Raw genomic sequence first — 17561 nt, 5'->3', positions numbered from 1 at the left:
GACAACGTGCAAATTCTTCAAACCCTTTCTAACCGCACTGTGCATAAGCAAGTCTTGTTACTTGCTATTCCTATGGTGCTTTCCAACATCACAGTGCCATTACTTGGTCTGGTGGATGCAGCAGTCATCGGGCACCTCGAACATGCATGGTATCTCGGCGGTGTTGCGCTGGGCAGCACTATGATCAGCGTGACGTTTTGGCTGTTGGGCTTTTTGCGTATGTCGACCACGGGGCTTGCCGCCCAATCTTATGGCGCAAAGAGCAAACATCAGCTTGGATTAGTCTTCACCCAAGGCATGACAATGACGCTTGGGTTTGCCGCCGTTTTTCTCCTCTTCCATCAATCTATTGCGCAATGGGTATTTAGCTTTAGTGACGCCAGTGAACAGGTAAAGCACTATGGCGCGCAGTACTTCGCTATCCGAGCTTGGAGTGCGCCTGCCGCTTTGGCCAATTTCGTCTTGCTCGGTTGGTTGTTAGGTACGCAAAACGCAAAAGCACCAATGTGGATGGTGATCATCGCAAACATGACCAACATTGTTCTCGACGTACTATTTGTGATCGGATTAGGTTGGAAAGTCGAGGGCGCGGCATTGGCTTCTGTGATTGCGGACTACACCGGAATGAGCTTTGGTCTGATTTGCGTATGGCGTAAATGGACCCGGGACAGCCTACCGCCAGTGTTGAACTTGATTAGAGACACCACCAATGGCTTAAATCGCTTTGTTAAGCTCAATCGAGATATCTTTTTACGTTCACTCTGCTTGCAAGCCACCTTTACCTTTATGACCTTTCAAGGAGCGAGTTTCGGCGATGAAATCGTTGCTGCGAATGCCGTGCTGATGAGTTTTCTGATGATGATTTCTTACGGCATGGATGGATTCGCCTATGCGATGGAAGCCATGGTGGGTAAAGCTATTGGTGCGAAAGACCGAGAACAGCTCAATCAATCGCTCATAGGCACCTTTTTCTGGAGCTTGGTCATCTGTGGATTACTGACCTTAGCATTTGGTCTGATGGGATCGAATCTGATCGGATTGATCACTGATATTTCAGCCGTTCATGCATTGGCGATGGAGTATTTGCCTTGGTTGATTGCCATGCCGCTAGTGTCGATGTGGTGCTTTCTATTTGATGGCATCTTTGTTGGTGCAACAAAAGGTAAAGAGATGCGTAACAGCATGTTCTTATCAACCTGTGCCTTTTTTGCGATTTTCTATTTATCGATGGATTTAGGTAATCACGCTCTGTGGCTAGCTATGTTGAGTTTCATGGCCATGCGCGGTTTAACCCTAGCGATAATCTTAACTCTCCAGTGGCGGAGAAACACTTTTCTCGCCTAAGTAAAAGATACCAGCCGAGTCAATGCACTCGGCTTTTTTATATCTTCATTTACATTATTACGTATGTGTAAAAATGATTTTCAAAATGGTGGGATTATCAAATTTATATTAGCACCTAAAATACTCAGCAACAAAACGACGCAGCGTAGTGAGAGTTCTTCAACTACGCTTATGACGTCCCTATATACATAAAATATAAAGGAAGCATCCAATGGCGTTTGAAATCAATCCTGGTCAAACTCACATAAAATCAAAAGCAATGGTGGCGTGGGCTGCTGGTGAACCGCTGAAAATGGAAGAAGTTGATGTACAACTTCCTAAAGCTGGGGAAGTACTAGTACGCATCGTAGCAACTGGTGTCTGTCACACTGACGCATTCACCCTATCTGGTGATGATCCAGAAGGTATCTTCCCTTCAATCCTAGGTCATGAAGGTGGCGGTATTGTCGAAATGGTTGGCGAAGGTGTCACTAGCGTTGAAGTTGGCGATCACGTGATCCCACTTTACACGGCAGAGTGTGGCGAATGTAAGTTCTGTAAGTCGGGTAAGACTAACCTATGTCAGGCCGTTCGCGAAACCCAAGGTAAAGGTCTAATGCCAGACGGCACAAGCCGCTTCTCTATTAACGGTGAGACCATCTTCCACTACATGGGCTGTTCTACTTTCTCTGAGTACACGGTTCTTCCAGAGATCTCACTAGCGAAAGTAAATAAAGAAGCTCCGCTTGAAGAAGTTTGTCTTCTAGGTTGTGGTGTTACAACAGGCATGGGCGCAGTGCTTAACACGGCAAAAGTAGAACAAGGCGACACCGTTGCGGTATTTGGTCTAGGTGGGATTGGCCTATCTGCCATCATTGGTGCGCGTATGGCGGGTGCAAGCCGTATCATTGGTATTGATATCAACGAGAGTAAATTTGACCTAGCCAAACAACTGGGCGCTACAGATGTTATCAACCCACAGAAATTCGATAAGCCAATCCAAGAAGTTATCGTTGAAATGACAGACGGCGGTGTAGATTACTCATTTGAGTGTATCGGTAACGTTAATGTAATGCGTCAAGCACTTGAGTGTTGTCACAAAGGTTGGGGTGAATCAGTGATCATCGGTGTTGCCGGTGCTGGCCAAGAGATCTCAACTCGTCCATTCCAACTCGTAACTGGTCGTGTATGGCGTGGTAGCGCTTTCGGTGGTGTTAAAGGTCGTTCTGAGCTACCAGAAATCGTAAACCGTTACATGGCGGGTGAATTCGGTCTGCAAGAATTCATTACTCATACTATGGGTCTGCAAGATGTAAATGAAGCGTTTGAGTTGATGCACAAAGGTGAATCAATCCGTACTGTTCTTCATATGGATAAGTAACTGAGTTAAATAGATAAAGACAACGCCCTGATACAAGGGCGTTGTTGTCTTGTGAATTTTTAATCTGGGGTGGTTATGACCATTGAAAACGTAAGCCAAGCCAAAGTATTTGGTGGATGGCACAAACAGTACACGCATGATTCTAACGTTCTAAACTGCAACATGCGTTTCGCAATCTTTTTGCCACCTAACGCAACCAAAGCCAAACCCGTTCCTGTGCTGTACTGGTTATCTGGCCTAACCTGCACCGACGAAAACTTTATGCAAAAGGCAGGGGCGTTTCGCCGGGCTGCTGAGTTAGGTATTGCCATCGTTGCGCCAGATACTAGCCCTAGAGGTGAAGATGTCGCAGATGATGAAGGTTACGATCTAGGACAAGGTGCGGGGTTTTATCTTAATGCCACCCAAGAGCCTTGGTCTCGTCACTATCATATGTATGACTATGTCACTCAAGAGCTGCCATCTTTGATTGAAGCTAACTTCCCAGTTTCGTCGATCAAGTCCATTGCAGGGCATAGTATGGGTGGACACGGCGCGCTGACTATAGGGCTGAAAAATTCGCAGCAGTATCGTTCGATTTCTGCCTTTAGTCCGATCACTAATCCTATGCAGTGTCCATGGGGGCAAAAGGCGTTTAATGCCTACCTAGGTAATGACTTTGAGGCTTGGCGAGAGTACGACGCCAGTGAGTTATTAAAGCAGGCGCAAGCAAAGCTGCCAATTTTAGTCGACCAAGGCGATGCGGATAACTTTCTGGTTGAGCAACTCAAACCACAAGCATTGATTGCCGCAGCGCAAACCCATGATTCTGACGTTGAAGTGAGAATGCAGTCAGGTTATGACCACAGCTACTTTTTCATTTCGAGCTTTATTGATCAGCATCTTGAGTTTCATGCTACTTACCTGAATCAATAATTGATGAAACTAAAAAGCCGCAACTTAATTGAGTTGCGGCTTTTCTCTATTTAGCTAGTGGCTTAATTAAAACAAACGGTTAAGACCATTAAGTGCTGCTACGCGATAAGCCTCTGCCATAGTTGGGTAATTGAAAGTGGTGTTGACGAAATACTCGATGGTATTCGCTTCCCCTTTCTGTTCCATAATGGCTTGGCCGATGTGGATGATTTCCGCCGCGCGCTCACCAAAACAATGAATACCAAGGATCTCTTTCGTTTCGCGGTGGAAGAGAATCTTCAAACTACCAATATCTTTACCCGCGATCTGAGCGCGAGCTAAGTGTTTGAAAGAAGAACGCCCAACTTCATACGGCACTTTTGCGGCTGTTAGCTCTTGCTCTGTTTTACCCACAGAACTGATCTCTGGAATGGTGTAGATGCCAGTTGGAATATCTTCAATAAGATTGCCGTCCGCTTTGCCTTTGGTGATCGCCTGAGCAACAAAGCGTCCTTGGTCGTAAGCGGCACTTGCTAGGCTTGGGTAGCCAATTACGTCGCCGACAGCATAAACATGTTCAACTTCGGTTTGATAGTTACCATCGACCTTTAGCTGTCCGCGAGAGTCAGCCTCTAACCCAACTGCAGTGAGGTTCAGTTTGTCTGTGTTACCAGTTCGCCCATTAGCGTAAAGGATACAGTCGGCGCGCATTTTCTTACCGGATTCAAGATGAACAATGACACCATCTTCTGTTCCTTCAATTTTCTCAAACGTTTCATCGTTGCGAATCACAACGCCACTGTTCCAGAAGTGGTAAGACAAAGCGTCTGACACTTCATTATCTAAGAAGGCAAGTAGGCGATCTCGGGTATTGATTAGGTCTGTTTTGACACCTAAACCACGGAAAATCGATGCATACTCACAGCCGATAACACCTGCGCCGTAAATGATGATATGACGAGGGTCGTGCTTAAGACTCAGTATCGAGTCACTGTCATAAATACGCTCGTGCATAAAGTCGACATTGTCTGGTTGGTATGGGCGAGAGCCCGTCGCGATAACAAAGCGGTCGGCGCTGTAGGTCTCTTCTGTGCCATCACTTTGCATCACGGCAATGGTATATTTATCGATAAAGCGAGCCGTACCAAAAATCAACGAGCACTGGTTACGATCATAGAAGCCTTGACGAAGTCTCGTCTGCTTATCGATTACTGACTTGGCATGACCGAGAATGTTGGAAAACGTCGAATGTAGGCTAGTGTTGTTGTGACAAAATAGGGGGTTGTTATTGAACTCAATGATTCGGCTTACTGCATGACGTAAAGCCTTTGAAGGGATCGTGCCCCAGTGAGTACAGCCACCACCGACACTACTTTCCTTTTCTACAATGGCAACATTTAAGCCCGCTTTGGTTAATCCCATCGCTGCCCCTTCGCCTCCGGGGCCACTACCAATAACGATTACATCAAAGTGGTTGCTCTGGGCCATAGTTTCTTCCTTGTTATAGATTCTTAACATTGCTTTAGCGAGATTTTAACTGATTCCGTTAGGGCGTACACCTAAAGCATACTAGACAGTCGGTGAGATCACGGAGAATCAAGCAATTAGATTAAAGGGTATGTCGTATGTCTCTTATTAGGGGGGAAAAGATTGAATTCTCAACTCAACTCGGTTTAATTGCCACTCGGTCAGCAAAGCACAAGATTATGGCTTATCTCTCTAAGGCAATCGTTGTATATTAATGGCTATCGAAGTTAGAAAAATAGAAAAATAACTATGAAATCCATGGGAATCCGTGCTCAGCAGAAAGAGAAAACGCGTCGCTCTTTGATTGACGCTGCATTCAGTCAGTTAAGTGCTGACCGAAGCTTTTCCAACCTGAGCTTGCGTGAAGTCGCACGAGAGGCGGGTATCGCTCCAACTTCATTCTATCGTCACTTTAAAGATATGGATGAGCTAGGTTTGACCATGGTTGATGAAGGGGGCTTGTTGCTGCGACAGCTAATGCGTCAAGCTCGCCAACGCATCGTCAAAGAGGGCAGTGTGATTCGCACTTCGGTAGAGACCTTTATGGAGTTTATCGAAAGTAGCCCCAACGTTTTCCGACTATTATTACGTGAACGTTCGGGAACCTCATTTGAATTTCGTACTGCCGTTGCTCGTGAGATGCAACACTTTGTCGCCGAGATGACAGAATACTTGATCAGTACTGGTATGGCCCGAGATGAAGCTTTCACTCAAGCAGAGGCGTCGGTCACATTGGTATTCAGCTCTGGCGCGGAAGCTTTAGATTTAAATCGACGTGAACGCGATGAACTTGCCGAACGTCTAATTATGCAATTGCGAATGATAGCCAAAGGGGCTTTCTGGTATCGCAAAGAACGTGAACGTAACCGATTAAAAGGTGGGATAGATTAATGTCGAATGAAACAAACCAAGTTAATCATGGTTCTGAGAAGAAAACACTGGTACTGGCTCTAATTGCGGGTATGTGTGGTGATGCTATGTTGTCATGGCTAACCATGAGTGATGTGCCTTTCTCAATTTTTCCACTGATTGCGCTTGTGCTGTCAGTGCAAGCACTTTACCGAGAGTACTTAAGTAACCCTGTGTCTGAAGATATCCCGCTAGTCGGTCTAGCGTGTTTCTTCGTCGGCGCATTTGGTCACTCAGCATTTGTTAAAGCTCAATACCCAGATTCTGGCTCTAACATGCTAGCAATCTTTATTACGCTTGGTTTGCTGCTTTGGGTAGCGAAGAAGCTTGGTTTCCTAACTGCGCCAGCGAAGCCAAAAACTGAGTCGTGATATCAGCCTAGTTAATGGATACAAAAAACGAGCCTATTGGCTCGTTTTTTTATTTCGTACCTGCGGTTAAGCTTTGCGTTCCAGTAGCACACCGGCTTCCATGTGGTGGGTATATGGAGTTACGGTTCTATTGGAGTCCATTAAGAGCTATTTTTACCTCTTAAGTGCTTGATATATAGCGCATCTCTTCATTCTGTTGTCCAGTGTTGTCTTTCTGGGTACAATGAAAACTCAACCTATGCCGTACCCCAAGCCGTACCCAGAATTAAAGTGAGTTGCTTAGCAATGACCAAGCGAATTAGTAGTAATGCCACGTTACAAGCACTGAAACCTCAAGATAAAGAGTATTTGATTCCTGATAAAAAAATTGAAGGTCTTAATATTCGAGTTAGACCCACAGGGACGATGACTTGGACATTTCGTTTTCAAATAGGGAAGAAGCACGACAAGATATCAATGGGGCGATATGTTAAGGCTAAGCCTGAAACGGGTATGACTCTAGAACAGGCAAGGAAAGAAGCTGGTCGTTATCGAAGCTGGCTGGAAAATAACAAAAACCCTAAGTTTGAGCTTGATAAAGAAAAGCGTGAGCGTGATGAGGCTAAGACTTTTGACGATGCTTTTGTGAGCTTTGATGATAAGCGTCTATCTAAGCAACTCCGAGGTGAGCAATCGAGAACCATCTACAATCGAGATATCAAACCAATTATCGGTAACATTAAGTTGGCAGACTTAAGTATCTATCACTTTAATAAAGTCTTTGATGCAAAGGTAGATAGCGATGGAAAGCGCATGGCTGGAGCAATTGGTGTCTGCCATAAAGTCATCAATCAAGTGATTAACCATGCCTTGGCACTCAACATGCTTAATTCTCATCCGGCTCCACAACTAAAAGCAAAAGATGTTGGCGGTGGCTCCCGTGTTACTAAACGAAATCTTAGTTTTTCTGAGCTGAAGAGTCTGTTAACAAGCTTGGATGATTGGAATACAGATCGTGCTAATCTCCGATTGATACGATTCTTGCTAGGGTGTGGTCAACGGATAAGTGCTGTACTTGAAATGCGTTGGACTGAGATTGATTTAGATAACAAGGTTTGGACATTACCAGCCAGCTCAGAAGAGCGGCACACAAAAAGCCAAGAAAGTCGCAAAGTGCCACTGAGCGATTATCTCTTAGATTTGTTAGTGGAACAGCGTGAAAATGTTCCGAACAAGTGGAAGCTAGTTTGGCCGCAACTGAGTAATGATAAATTACAAGAGCCAGCAGCAGTAAGAGCGTTGATAAAACGCAATATTCCTGAAGACTTTGAGCGTTTTTCACCACATGATTTACGTCGAACCTTTATCAGCCGCTGTAGCGAGATGGGGCTCGATATTGTTGCCATCGAAAAAACGGTCGGTCACCAGTTGCCGGGAATGCTAAGAGTTTATAACCACCATGACTATCTAGATGAGCAACTAGCGGTGTTGCAGGCATGGGGATATAAGTTGCAATCACTGGCTGTGGAGAATGTAGTCCCTTTCGATACAACTAAGTTAGCGTAGTCCCATCTAGTGCTTGGATTTGAGATCTTGCTTGAGCTTTTCAAGATCTTTTCGATGTTGTTTCTTATTGTTTTCAATTTCCTGTCTTAGGGTTTGCGTTATGATTTCAGCTTGCTGGTGCGCTTTGTCATCAGTAAAGAAAGTAGCCAGAAAGTCCGTATTGACTCGGTAGCCATGATTGGCTTTTTCTAGTGGTTTCTTGATGGCTTTTTGTAGATGCTCGATTTCTTTGGCGTTGAGAAGCAGACTTTCAATCACTTTGCTAAAGCTGCAATTGTGCTGTTTGGCTAAACGTTCTAGCTCTTTTCTTGCGGTTATTGATATGGTGTAACTTCCCTCTGCAATGGTTGCATTCTTGCGATTGTCTTCTCGCTTTTTCCAGCTCTTCCAAGCCGATTTCATGTTGCGGCACTGCTCTCTAGTTTGAGCATTCTCTTCCCAACTGTGAGCATTTTTCAAAAAGCGGTCAATGTAGTCGGATGGTGTTTCATTTCCACTGTTTAATGGAAATATCCATTCATGTTGCGATATGTAACCTACCAACCACTGAGCCATCAAAGCATCATTTTTATCTATCCACTCTAAGCGTTTCTTCATCTTAGAATTTGGTGTTATTTCAACGATCATGTTCTTACCAGTCCTCTAATCGATTATCAGAATAATCGCCTTTCTTATTTTATCCAAACAAAATCGATAACAACAATGTAATCATAATTACAAACATCAATGACATCATGTTACTATTCCTTGTATATACACTATAAATGCGTTTTAAATCCTACTCTAGGCACTTGGATTAGCAATGAAATCAGAAGCAATATACCTACTATCATGCCTACTGAAAAACCAAGGTGTTGATATTGAATTTAGCCATCAATCTCGAGAGTTCTCTAAGCAATACGGGGTAACGCTCAGTACAGTTACTGCTCTGTTTTCGACATTAAAAAAGACACAAAGTCTCATTGTGAAAGAGCAGTATTCATTAAGAGGTCGTGGTCAATATGCGTATACATTGACGAAAAATACTCTGTTGAATCATGATGAGTTTGGGCTGTTAGACAAGATAATCCGGACAGAGAATCCAGCCGTTATTCGATTGCTGAAAAATGATGTGAGCGAGCTGATTGAGGTAGAGTCGTCAGAAAACACTCACATTAAAAGACGCCAATCCTTTAGAGCTGCAAATCGTTTATTTTTAGTGGTCTTGCTTTTACATGCCGATGAACTGGGTGTGATTGAAGAGGTGAGTTCAACGCGCATTCGTAAAATGATGGGAGACATCAGTGCGGCACGCTTTAAGTCTCAACTGAACACGCTGAAAGCCATGGGTTTGATAAAGGCGCATGTTTCAGGCTTGACTGGAAAAGCGTTATTTGGTCGAACCAAAGGAAGTTACTACTTAAACATTGAGCATCCTTTTTTGAAGAGCAGTTTTGAAGGCGTTAGTTCACTACTATTGGACTTTAATCGCGTTCTCTATCTCTACAATGAAAGCACTGAAGTTAAGTGCCTCTTTGATGCCTATGCTCATACTTGGTGTGTTCGAGAGCAGAGGACGGATTTGAGAAAACTTGAGCACTATCGATGGCCTGAGGTCATGGGAGGTGTGATGGAGGACTTCCCAACTCAGTGTGTGATTCATTTCTTTCGTAATAGAGCATTGCAAGACCAAATGCACCAGTGGGTGTGCCAGGTGGCGTCAGCGTTCATTCTAAAGCCTGCATCTAACCTAACTGACCTTACCGTGAACCAATGCAGCGATAGGTTGGCAAAGTTGCTCTCTTTCTCTAAGGTTGTGCCTATGACAAGGCGGCGGACGGTGTTGAGTATATTCTCGACCTATCAGCAAGTACGTCTAAAGTTTAATTCTACCTATTATTTAGCGGATGTGTTCAGTATGGATGAGCCTAAGGACGCTTCCCAAAGCTATTGGCATTACGTCTTGCTGACCCGTTTAATCATGAAGCTGGGCTTGAACATGGCTTCTCATTACCAAAAGCTACTCGCGTTGGGAGGCATCAAGGGCATGAATGCGAGGCAGTGTGCCATCATCCCTTTGAAGAGGGAGGGAGACTTTTGTTTTCAATATGAGATTCGATTTACCCAACCAGAAGAGCCGCAACGTACTATCCAGATGACAGTGAATGCCAAAGAAGAGGTGTCCTTGATGATTTCTGGTGAGCGACAAGAGGCTCAGCTACCAATTCAAGAGATACATCGAGCTTTCAGGTCAAACCCAACTAGAAGCTGAGTCAAATAAAAAAATACATTTTCATCCCTATTGTATAGAGAGCTTCTGTTTCGACAAGGGGCTTGACCTAACAGGCATGACTGAAGTGATTCGGTTGTGTCTGTTAGATTAAGAGAGCGGAGAAAACTGGGTGGGATTTATAATGCATAGGGGAGCATGTAATGCGACATCATTATAAATCTTTTTTTCTCTTTTTCTTTCAAATCCATTCTAATCAACTAGAGTCCTTAAGACTCTAATGTTCATCTAGAACAATTCATTACAAATCAAATTACTTCAATATTGAATTCAGTCTATAGCGTGTGAGTAACCTTGCTTAGAAGGAAATCACAGCTTAATCGTTAGCATACAGAGTGCTCATAAGCTCTTATATCATGACTTATTGTATGAGACTAAGTGATTCCCTATGGTGCTAGATATCTTGGTGTGTAAAGGAGTCGTGATTTTGCAACAGTAGATAGTGAGGTGATGATGAGATTGATTCGATTAAAAGAAGTATTAGATAAAACAGGTCTGAGTAAAGCAACGCTTTATCGCTTGATTGCCGCTGGTGAGTTTCCTGCGAGCATCCAAATATCTTCTCGTGCTGTGGGTTGGGAAGAGTCGCAGGTGGATGAGTTCTTAATAAAGAAGGTTAGTTTAAGCCACCTCAAGCGAGAGCAAGCTGAAATGAAGAAAAGCCCTCATCACGTTCCATCCGAGAGAAGAGTGAATCCCTTCTTGCGATACTAAAGCAAAAAAAAAGGAGCATGACGCTCCTTTCTGATAATCAACAGACTACAAGCCTAAGGCTTGAGCTGTCTGTTTGTATTCTTGTTCGATTTGAGATTTCACTAACTCTCGTCTTGCTTCAATAGGTGCTCTATCAGAGATGTTCTGAGCGCGTGATTCAACCTGTTTTAGTTGGTTCTCTTTCCATTGGTTGAGAGATTGTTGAATCTGCTCTGGTGTAAGAGTGGCTTTAATCGATTCGACACTGAGTGCATCAATAGCGCTGGCAGCACTTACGTTCATTGAAAGGGTTAAAGCAGCGAGTGTAATGACTTTAGTAATGATTGATTTCATGATAATTCTCCAATTGAGATGTGTGTATTAATTAAGTAGAACTCAACGAAGTGACGACAGGTGGGGTAAATGCAAATGGTCGAAAAATAGGCTTTTTCTATAATAATATGCATTTCAGATAAGGTTGTTTCGATTCGGCCATACTAAGGGGGCGGCCGTCCCCCTTAACACTGCTTGTCTTAGCTGTAGACAATTAATGGCGCAGCCAGCCGTAAAAACACAGTTCTGCCTTGCACACTAACCTAGTGGAGTTGAAGTACGGTTAGTGCCCCATGCTTTACTTTGATTGCGCTATGGCTCAATGGAGCATGAAAGGGAGTAAGAGCCCTGTGTATTCCATTGAATTTTTGAAACAGAGGTAAGATATCACTGCTTGCGTCACTATCTGTCCGATGCAATCAACGGAGTGATATTGTTTGTTTGCAGTGTTAAGCACTGAGGCTCTGATTTGAGTTGATATTGGTGCAATTGAAAGTCTGACGGGTAATCGAAGTAGAAGGTCAGTACTTTCAGCTCAGCAATACACGTTAAAGGAAGGTCGTCGTACTCGTTGAGTGTGCTTTGATAAATTAAATAAAGTTCACTTGCGGTGGTCGCGATACCAACAGGCGAGACTTGTTCTATTTGTTTACCCGATTTAAGGGTAAGAGTGATTTGTTTTTGATGCACCAATGCAACTGATATGGGCTCGAAAAACTCCCCTAGCACCTTTGATGCGTTTAGTTCATTAATGAATGTATGTGCCTTTCTTGTATCTCCTTGTGGTGGTCTCATTCCTGTATGAGTGCGAGGTTGTGCTCGTAACAGGCTGAATGCAAAGTCAATCGCGTACTCTAAGGACGGTGGAAGTTGCTGACTAATGGTTGCTTTAGCAAGCTGTAGTAAGACAAGCTCTCTCGCACCTAGAGTTGGTTGGCTGTATATTCCTCGGCTGTAACCAAAAGGTTTACTTCGAGTGTCTTTGTCGACATCAAAGTAATCGACGATGACGTCAAGATTGCGCTGTACGCTTCTGATACCACGATACATCCCTGCATCCGCTAACTCAGCCTGAAGCTGCTTAGCTGTCACCTTTCGACCTTGTGGTATCCGTTGATACAACTCAAACACCAATGATAATTGCTCTGTGGTATTAGCTTTATCCCTTGTTGTCATGGTTCGGTCACTGCTGATGGCTGATTGATAGAATGGCAATCATCCTATCGATGGGTGCGTCACTATCTGGCCGATAGCGTATTTAACTCATCGATATTTTGACTTCGTCGTAGGCTTCCATTTGCAAGTAAGCAAGAAAGTTTCGCTCCCAAAGCGCATAGAAACCAACCATTTGCTCACTGTGGCAACTTTGCCAACCCAATGGCGCAATAAAAGCTTGTCCATTCTCAATATCAAAATCCACATTACGCTCTAGCTCAGGATAAACATTACCCATGTAAGCAAAGTCTGTGAGGTAGTGGATTCGGTACCGTCCCTCATTTTCTTTTGACAGCATGATTTCTACTGGGTGGTACCCACCAGCCTCGGCACTGTAACTCGTATCTCGAAAGTTAATGGTTAGGCTTTCACCGTCCACCTTGGTTGGGTTCTGTTCCCAGAATTTCTCGACTTTACTTTTCAGTAAACTTTTAAGCTTCTGAGATATTGGCGAGTATGATGATGTGATGGTTAATGCTTGTTGTTTCATGGTTTTTCCTTTCAATAGTTGACTATTCGGTTGGATGATATGTATCTGAGATTAGTTTGAATCGAATGTGGTTAGGATGGTTGAAGTAAGGAAAAATCAACTACCGGAATCGACTGACGATAGTGAGTGTCTGTGTATCGAACTGTGATGCCTTTAGGTGATGGGCGAATACTTTGAGCCAACTAATGAAGAGCGACTGTACTTCAGGTCGGTTGAGCTCGCATCGTTGGATATCTGGTTGATAGAACCATTGATGTTTGAAGTTGAAATATAGAGATACTTCAACGCTCTCAGCTTCCGGTGTAGGGTAATCAAAAGAGGCGATGAATCGCACCTCCCAAGGTTCATTAGGGTTAGCTCGCTCAAGCTGTACCTCTATGGGTTGTATCCCGCATCGGTTGCTGTAGAAGCTTGTGACCTTAAGATTAAGTGCAAGGCGTTTTGTTTCTGTGGGAATGTCATATTGATCAATCAAGAGCTCAACAAGCTGGTGGAATTGGTCTAGCTTGAAGTTACGTTTAACATCACTATTCATAACCAGCCTCTCTCAGCAAAAGACACGCAGTCGCTGCCCACCACAATGTGGTCGAGTACTCGCACATCAATCAGTGCTAAAGCCTCTTTTAAGCGCTCTGTAATGCGTCGATCTGCTTGTGATGGGGTTGCATCTCCGGATGGATGGTTGTGGGCAAAAATTACCGCTGAGGCGTTTTTCTCAAGCACCAGCTTCACAACCTCTCGTGGATACACTGAAGCATTGTCTATCGTGCCAAAGAACAGCTCATTGAACTCAATCAATTGATGCTGGTTATTAAGCAGCATCACCCCAAAGACTTCTCTCTCATATTCTCCCAACTTGCAACGTAGAAAGGCTTTCGTGTCATTCGGACGAGTAAAAGCACTGCCACTCACTAAGCGGTTTTCTAGTATCTCGACGGCTTTCTCTAATATCTGATGCTCAGTAACGGGAGCGCTGAAGGTATATAGCGTTTCCATATCTTCTCCTTGTATCAATAAACGGAATACTCAAGGGGATGATATGTATGTGAAAAAGTGTTCAATCGAATTTGAATGAGGCCGACTGAGACTTGTTGAGAAAAAAATACAGACCTACGTCTTTGTTTGAGTGAATCCAACAAAGGCATTAATCATGAGCTTAAACCAATCAAATACTGAACAACCGAATCGCTTGATGAGACTTAAAGAGGTGATTCATACCTGTGGCCTTTCAAGGGCGTCGATATACAGTTTTATGGAAGAAGGCACTTTTCCTCAATCTGTATCATTGAGTACGAGAGCCATCGGTTGGCGTTATCAAGACGTTCAAAACTGGATAGAGGAAAAGATAAAAGAGCGAAATGAGAAGTTAGCTAAGCTGGCTGAATTGAAAGCAAAACAGGAGCAGGGTTATGGAAGATAACACGCAAAGCCATCTTGCCACGTTGAAGCGGCTAGAGGATGGCTTTTATCGAGACTATCAAATAGACATAGACCACGGCTCTCCTTCTCTTGAGTTACTGGATGTTTTATATCGCGCCTACACAGACGCCTTAATGCGTTTTGGTCATTGCTATGTCTTTCGATTCAGAGTGCGGATACCCAACAAGCAAAGGCAGCAGGAGAGGACTATTCTTAATCAGTGGTTCTATCGTCTCTGCCATTATCGAAGAAATGATAACCTGAATGTCATTTGGAAAAGGGAGGTGATTCAATCTGGCAGCATCAGCTATCGGATAACACTTTTCCTCGATGCTTCTAACTACCCGCCAGCCATTAATGACATGAAGGTAAGAAAACGACTCGCCAAAGACATTAAACACTCATGGGCTAAGACGACACAGATACACAAGCAGGATGCAAATGAGCTTTGCATTTTCCTAAACCAACCCCTTTTTGTATTGAATAAATCGGATGAGGATTATCAATTCCAACGGGGGTATCTGTTTTACGTTTTAAGTAGACAAGCTCATTCCAATACGGAAGTGACGAATGCAAGCAGTACGCTCGGAGCATTTATAAGTAAGTCTCACTCAAGAAAGCAGAACAATAGGAAAAGGAAGTAAAGGAGAGGCATGTATGAACAAGAAACTCTTTTTCTCTAGTGCACGTACTGGGAGTGCAAAGCGAGATAAGTGGCAAACACCACCAGCGGTCTTTGAAAAGCTTAATGAGGAGTTTTGCTTCACACTTGATGCAACGGCTGAGCCTGAAACTGCGCTGTGCGACCATTACTTCACGATGGATGATGATGCGCTCACTCAAGACTGGAGTAATCAAACGGTCTACTGCAATCCGCCATATTCCAAGCTAAAAGACTTTGCTCAGAAAGCACAAGAAGAAGCGAGCAAAGGGGCAACTGTTGTAATGTTGGTTCCAGCTAGGACGGACACAAAAGCTTTCCATGACTATTTAAGTCATGGAGAGGTGCGCCTTATCAGAGGTAGGCTTAAGTTTCTACAAGAAGGAGAAGAGCAAGATGCGGCACCATTTCCAAGCATGGTATGTGTCATGGGAAAAGAAGTAGGGCAAAAAATAGGAGTCACCACCCAAGATGAGCTCAAGCTGAGGTCTACGTAAGTCTTTTTTTACACGGCACCTTTATTTCATGAGAGATAACAACACGAGGAAATTCTCATGAGATTAATTCGTTTAAAAGAAGTACTAGAAAGGGTTCAGCTTAGTAAATCGACCATCTATAAAATGATGGCTAATGGGGAGTTCCCACACAATGTATCGCTCGGTGAGCGAGCCTCCGCGTGGGTTGAACATGAATTGGAACAATGGATTGAAAATCGAGCATAACAATGACATAGGCCAGTAGCGAAAGCTGCTGGCTTTATGCCCTTAGGGAAAAATCAGAAAACTGATAACCTTTAAACTGAGTACTTATCTACTCTGACTTTTGTGGGATGCATGGTAGAATTTCAGGATTATTTATCATACTCAATATCAGCTGTTAGCGTAGACGTTAACCTGAGTGCTCCTTAACTAATATTCACTATACAAAGGGGGATTCAGCATACGCTGACAATAGGATTCAACACAATGACAAGCTCCCAACAACGCAAAGACTTACACAATCAAATATGGAAAATCGCCAATGAGGTAAGAGGTTCTGTCGATGGTTGGGATTTTAAACAGTACGTTTTGGGTGCGCTGTTTTATCGCTTTATCAGTGAAAACTTCACTAACTACATTGAGGGCGGTGATTCAAGCATCAATTACGCTGGCTTTGATGACAAAGCCCCGCAAATTGAGTTGATCAAAGATGATGCAATCAAGACTAAAGGATACTTCATTTATCCAAGCCAGCTTTTTTGTAACGTGGCAAAAACAGCCAGCAAAAACCACAACCTAAACATAGATTTAGCAAATATTTTCTTTGATATAGAAAACTCCGCGAATGGTTACGCTTCTGAAGAGGATATTAAAGGCCTCTTTACTGACTTTGACACTACCAGTAATCGCTTAGGTAACACGGTTGCAGATAAAAACACTCGATTAAGTGCAGTTTTAAAAGGCGTAGCGGAGTTAAAGCTAGGTAATTTCCAAGACAACCAAATTGATTTGTTTGGTGATGCTTATGAGTTTCTGATCTCTAATTATGCAGCTAATGCGGGCAAGTCTGGTGGTGAGTTTTTCACTCCTCAAACCGTATCAAATTTAATCGCCAAACTTGCTATGCATAAGCAAGATAAAGTGAACAAGATTTATGATCCAGCAGCAGGCTCAGGTTCTCTGCTTCTTCAAGCGAAAAAGCACTTTGATGACCATATAATTGAAGAAGGGTTCTTTGGTCAGGAAATCAACCACACTACATACAACCTTGCTCGTATGAACATGTTCTTACACAACATCAACTACGACAAGTTTGATATTGCTCTGGGTAACACACTTACCGCTCCACATTTTGGCAATGAGAAGCCGTTTGATGCGATCGTTTCTAACCCTCCGTATTCTGTAAAATGGGTTGGTAGTGATGATCCTACACTCATTAACGATGAACGTTTTGCTCCCGCAGGTATTTTGGCGCCAAAATCTAAGGCCGATTTTGCATTTGTACTACACGCTTTAAATTACCTATCATCTAGAGGCCGAGCTGCTATTGTTTGCTTTCCGGGAATTTTCTATCGTGGCGGTGCAGAAAAGAAAATCCGTAAATACCTTGTAGACAACAACTATATTGAAACGGTGATCTCACTTGCACCCAACCTGTTCTATGGCACATCAATTGCCGTAAATATCTTAGTACTATCAAAAAGCAAAACAGAAAATACCATTCAATTCATTGATGCTAGTGGTGAAGAGTTCTTCAAAAAAGCTACCAACAATAATGTGCTCACGAGTGAGCATATCGATAAGATCATGGAAATGTTCGATAACAAACGGGATATTGAATACGTTGCTAGTTCTATCGCTCTTGATGATATTGAAAAGAATGAGTACAACCTATCCGTAAGTGCTTATGTTGACCCTCAAGACACTCGTGAAGTTATTGATATCAATAAACTGAATGAAGAGCTAAAAACAACAGTAGAGAACATTGATAAATTACGTGCTGAGATTGGTGCGATTGTCGCTGAAATAGAGACAGCGGAGAGCAACGTATGA

At 43.4% G+C, this 17561-nt stretch carries 20 protein-coding genes; 13 read left to right on the top strand and 7 right to left on the bottom strand.

Going from position 1 to position 17561, the window contains the following annotated elements:
• Window positions 1-6: 6 nt before the first annotated feature.
• The 3 genes from dinF to fghA all read left to right on the top strand — a co-directional run bounded on the left by dinF (window position 7) and on the right by fghA (window position 3619).
• Complete coding sequence (dinF, locus tag LYZ37_RS14180; RefSeq protein WP_272785893.1) at window positions 7-1344, top strand: MATE family efflux transporter DinF; 1338 nt, start codon at window positions 7-9, stop codon at window positions 1342-1344.
• Window positions 1345-1555: 211 nt separating this feature from the next.
• Complete coding sequence (locus LYZ37_RS14175) at window positions 1556-2704, top strand: S-(hydroxymethyl)glutathione dehydrogenase/class III alcohol dehydrogenase (RefSeq protein ID WP_272785892.1); 1149 nt, start codon at window positions 1556-1558, stop codon at window positions 2702-2704.
• Window positions 2705-2779: 75 nt separating this feature from the next.
• Window positions 2780-3619, top strand: a complete 840-nt coding sequence (gene fghA, locus LYZ37_RS14170) for an S-formylglutathione hydrolase (RefSeq protein ID WP_272785891.1) — start codon at window positions 2780-2782, stop codon at window positions 3617-3619.
• A 66-nt stretch (window positions 3620-3685) separates the two neighbouring features.
• On the opposite strand, the gene sthA is transcribed toward fghA, so the two are convergent.
• On the bottom strand, window positions 3686-5086 hold the full coding sequence (sthA, locus tag LYZ37_RS14165; protein ID WP_004745060.1) for a Si-specific NAD(P)(+) transhydrogenase: 1401 nt from the start codon (window positions 5084-5086) through the stop codon (window positions 3686-3688).
• A 288-nt stretch (window positions 5087-5374) separates the two neighbouring features.
• Between sthA and fabR the strand changes: the two genes are divergently transcribed.
• The 3 genes from fabR to LYZ37_RS14150 all read left to right on the top strand — a co-directional run bounded on the left by fabR (window position 5375) and on the right by LYZ37_RS14150 (window position 7950).
• Window positions 5375-6016 carry an HTH-type transcriptional repressor FabR gene (fabR, locus tag LYZ37_RS14160; RefSeq protein WP_004745061.1) on the top strand — a complete coding sequence of 214 codons (642 nt, stop codon included), beginning with the start codon at window positions 5375-5377 and terminating at the stop codon, window positions 6014-6016.
• Window positions 6016-6405, top strand: coding sequence for a YijD family membrane protein (locus tag LYZ37_RS14155; protein WP_004745062.1), 390 nt, complete (start codon window positions 6016-6018; stop codon window positions 6403-6405). The genes fabR and LYZ37_RS14155 overlap by 1 nt, the downstream gene beginning before the upstream one ends.
• A 285-nt stretch (window positions 6406-6690) precedes the next feature.
• Window positions 6691-7950 carry a tyrosine-type recombinase/integrase gene (locus tag LYZ37_RS14150; RefSeq protein WP_272785890.1) on the top strand — a complete coding sequence of 420 codons (1260 nt, stop codon included), beginning with the start codon at window positions 6691-6693 and terminating at the stop codon, window positions 7948-7950.
• Window positions 7951-7956: 6 nt separating this feature from the next.
• Here the strand turns inward: LYZ37_RS14150 and LYZ37_RS14145 are convergent, their stop codons facing one another.
• On the bottom strand, window positions 7957-8577 hold the full coding sequence (locus LYZ37_RS14145; protein WP_272785889.1) for a hypothetical protein: 621 nt from the start codon (window positions 8575-8577) through the stop codon (window positions 7957-7959).
• Window positions 8578-8752: 175 nt separating this feature from the next.
• Between LYZ37_RS14145 and LYZ37_RS14140 the strand changes: the two genes are divergently transcribed.
• A complete protein-coding gene (locus LYZ37_RS14140; RefSeq protein WP_272785888.1) occupies window positions 8753-10201 on the top strand; it encodes a hypothetical protein in 1449 nt (482 codons plus the stop codon).
• A 468-nt stretch (window positions 10202-10669) separates the two neighbouring features.
• Window positions 10670-10933: a helix-turn-helix transcriptional regulator gene (locus LYZ37_RS14135; protein ID WP_272785887.1), complete on the top strand. Its 264-nt coding sequence runs from the start codon at window positions 10670-10672 to the stop codon at window positions 10931-10933.
• A 45-nt stretch (window positions 10934-10978) separates the two neighbouring features.
• Here LYZ37_RS14135 and LYZ37_RS14130 read toward each other — a convergent pair whose 3' ends face one another.
• The 5 genes from LYZ37_RS14130 to radC form a co-directional block, all read right to left on the bottom strand.
• Window positions 10979-11266 (bottom strand): hypothetical protein, encoded by a 288-nt coding sequence (locus tag LYZ37_RS14130; protein WP_272785886.1) that lies wholly within the window; start codon window positions 11264-11266, stop codon window positions 10979-10981.
• Between the two features lie 381 nt (window positions 11267-11647).
• The gene (locus LYZ37_RS14125; protein WP_272785885.1) at window positions 11648-12421 is read right to left on the bottom strand and encodes a hypothetical protein; all 774 of its coding nucleotides are present in this window, start codon (window positions 12419-12421) and stop codon (window positions 11648-11650) included.
• 82 nt (window positions 12422-12503) lie between these two features.
• Complete coding sequence (locus LYZ37_RS14120; RefSeq protein ID WP_272785884.1) at window positions 12504-12950, bottom strand: DUF2787 domain-containing protein; 447 nt, start codon at window positions 12948-12950, stop codon at window positions 12504-12506.
• Between the two features lie 100 nt (window positions 12951-13050).
• Window positions 13051-13485 (bottom strand): DUF2787 family protein, encoded by a 435-nt coding sequence (locus LYZ37_RS14115; protein ID WP_272785883.1) that lies wholly within the window; start codon window positions 13483-13485, stop codon window positions 13051-13053.
• Window positions 13482-13946 carry a RadC family protein gene (radC, locus tag LYZ37_RS14110; RefSeq protein WP_272785882.1) on the bottom strand — a complete coding sequence of 155 codons (465 nt, stop codon included), beginning with the start codon at window positions 13944-13946 and terminating at the stop codon, window positions 13482-13484. Before radC ends, LYZ37_RS14115 begins: the two co-directional genes overlap by 4 nt.
• A 154-nt stretch (window positions 13947-14100) precedes the next feature.
• Here radC and LYZ37_RS14105 point away from each other — a divergent pair, with 154 nt between their 5' ends.
• The 5 genes from LYZ37_RS14105 to LYZ37_RS14085 all read left to right on the top strand — a co-directional run bounded on the left by LYZ37_RS14105 (window position 14101) and on the right by LYZ37_RS14085 (window position 17561).
• Window positions 14101-14370: a helix-turn-helix transcriptional regulator gene (locus LYZ37_RS14105; RefSeq protein ID WP_272785881.1), complete on the top strand. Its 270-nt coding sequence runs from the start codon at window positions 14101-14103 to the stop codon at window positions 14368-14370.
• Entirely contained in the window at window positions 14360-15013 is a 654-nt protein-coding gene (locus LYZ37_RS14100; RefSeq protein WP_272785880.1) for a YagK/YfjJ domain-containing protein, read from the top strand. The genes LYZ37_RS14105 and LYZ37_RS14100 overlap by 11 nt, the downstream gene beginning before the upstream one ends.
• Window positions 15014-15026: 13 nt before the next feature.
• Complete coding sequence (locus tag LYZ37_RS14095) at window positions 15027-15527, top strand: phage N-6-adenine-methyltransferase (protein WP_272785879.1); 501 nt, start codon at window positions 15027-15029, stop codon at window positions 15525-15527.
• 57 nt (window positions 15528-15584) lie between these two features.
• The gene (locus tag LYZ37_RS14090) at window positions 15585-15752 is read left to right on the top strand and encodes a helix-turn-helix transcriptional regulator (protein WP_272785878.1); all 168 of its coding nucleotides are present in this window, start codon (window positions 15585-15587) and stop codon (window positions 15750-15752) included.
• Between the two features lie 243 nt (window positions 15753-15995).
• Window positions 15996-17561: a type I restriction-modification system subunit M gene (locus LYZ37_RS14085; RefSeq protein ID WP_272785877.1), complete on the top strand. Its 1566-nt coding sequence runs from the start codon at window positions 15996-15998 to the stop codon at window positions 17559-17561.

The sequence above is a fragment of the Vibrio tubiashii genome, assembly GCF_028551255.1.
Lineage (GTDB): Bacteria > Pseudomonadota > Gammaproteobacteria > Enterobacterales > Vibrionaceae > Vibrio > Vibrio tubiashii_B.
The sequence above is the reverse complement of the archived record's forward strand: the minus strand, read 5'-3'. Positions and strand labels throughout refer to the sequence as shown.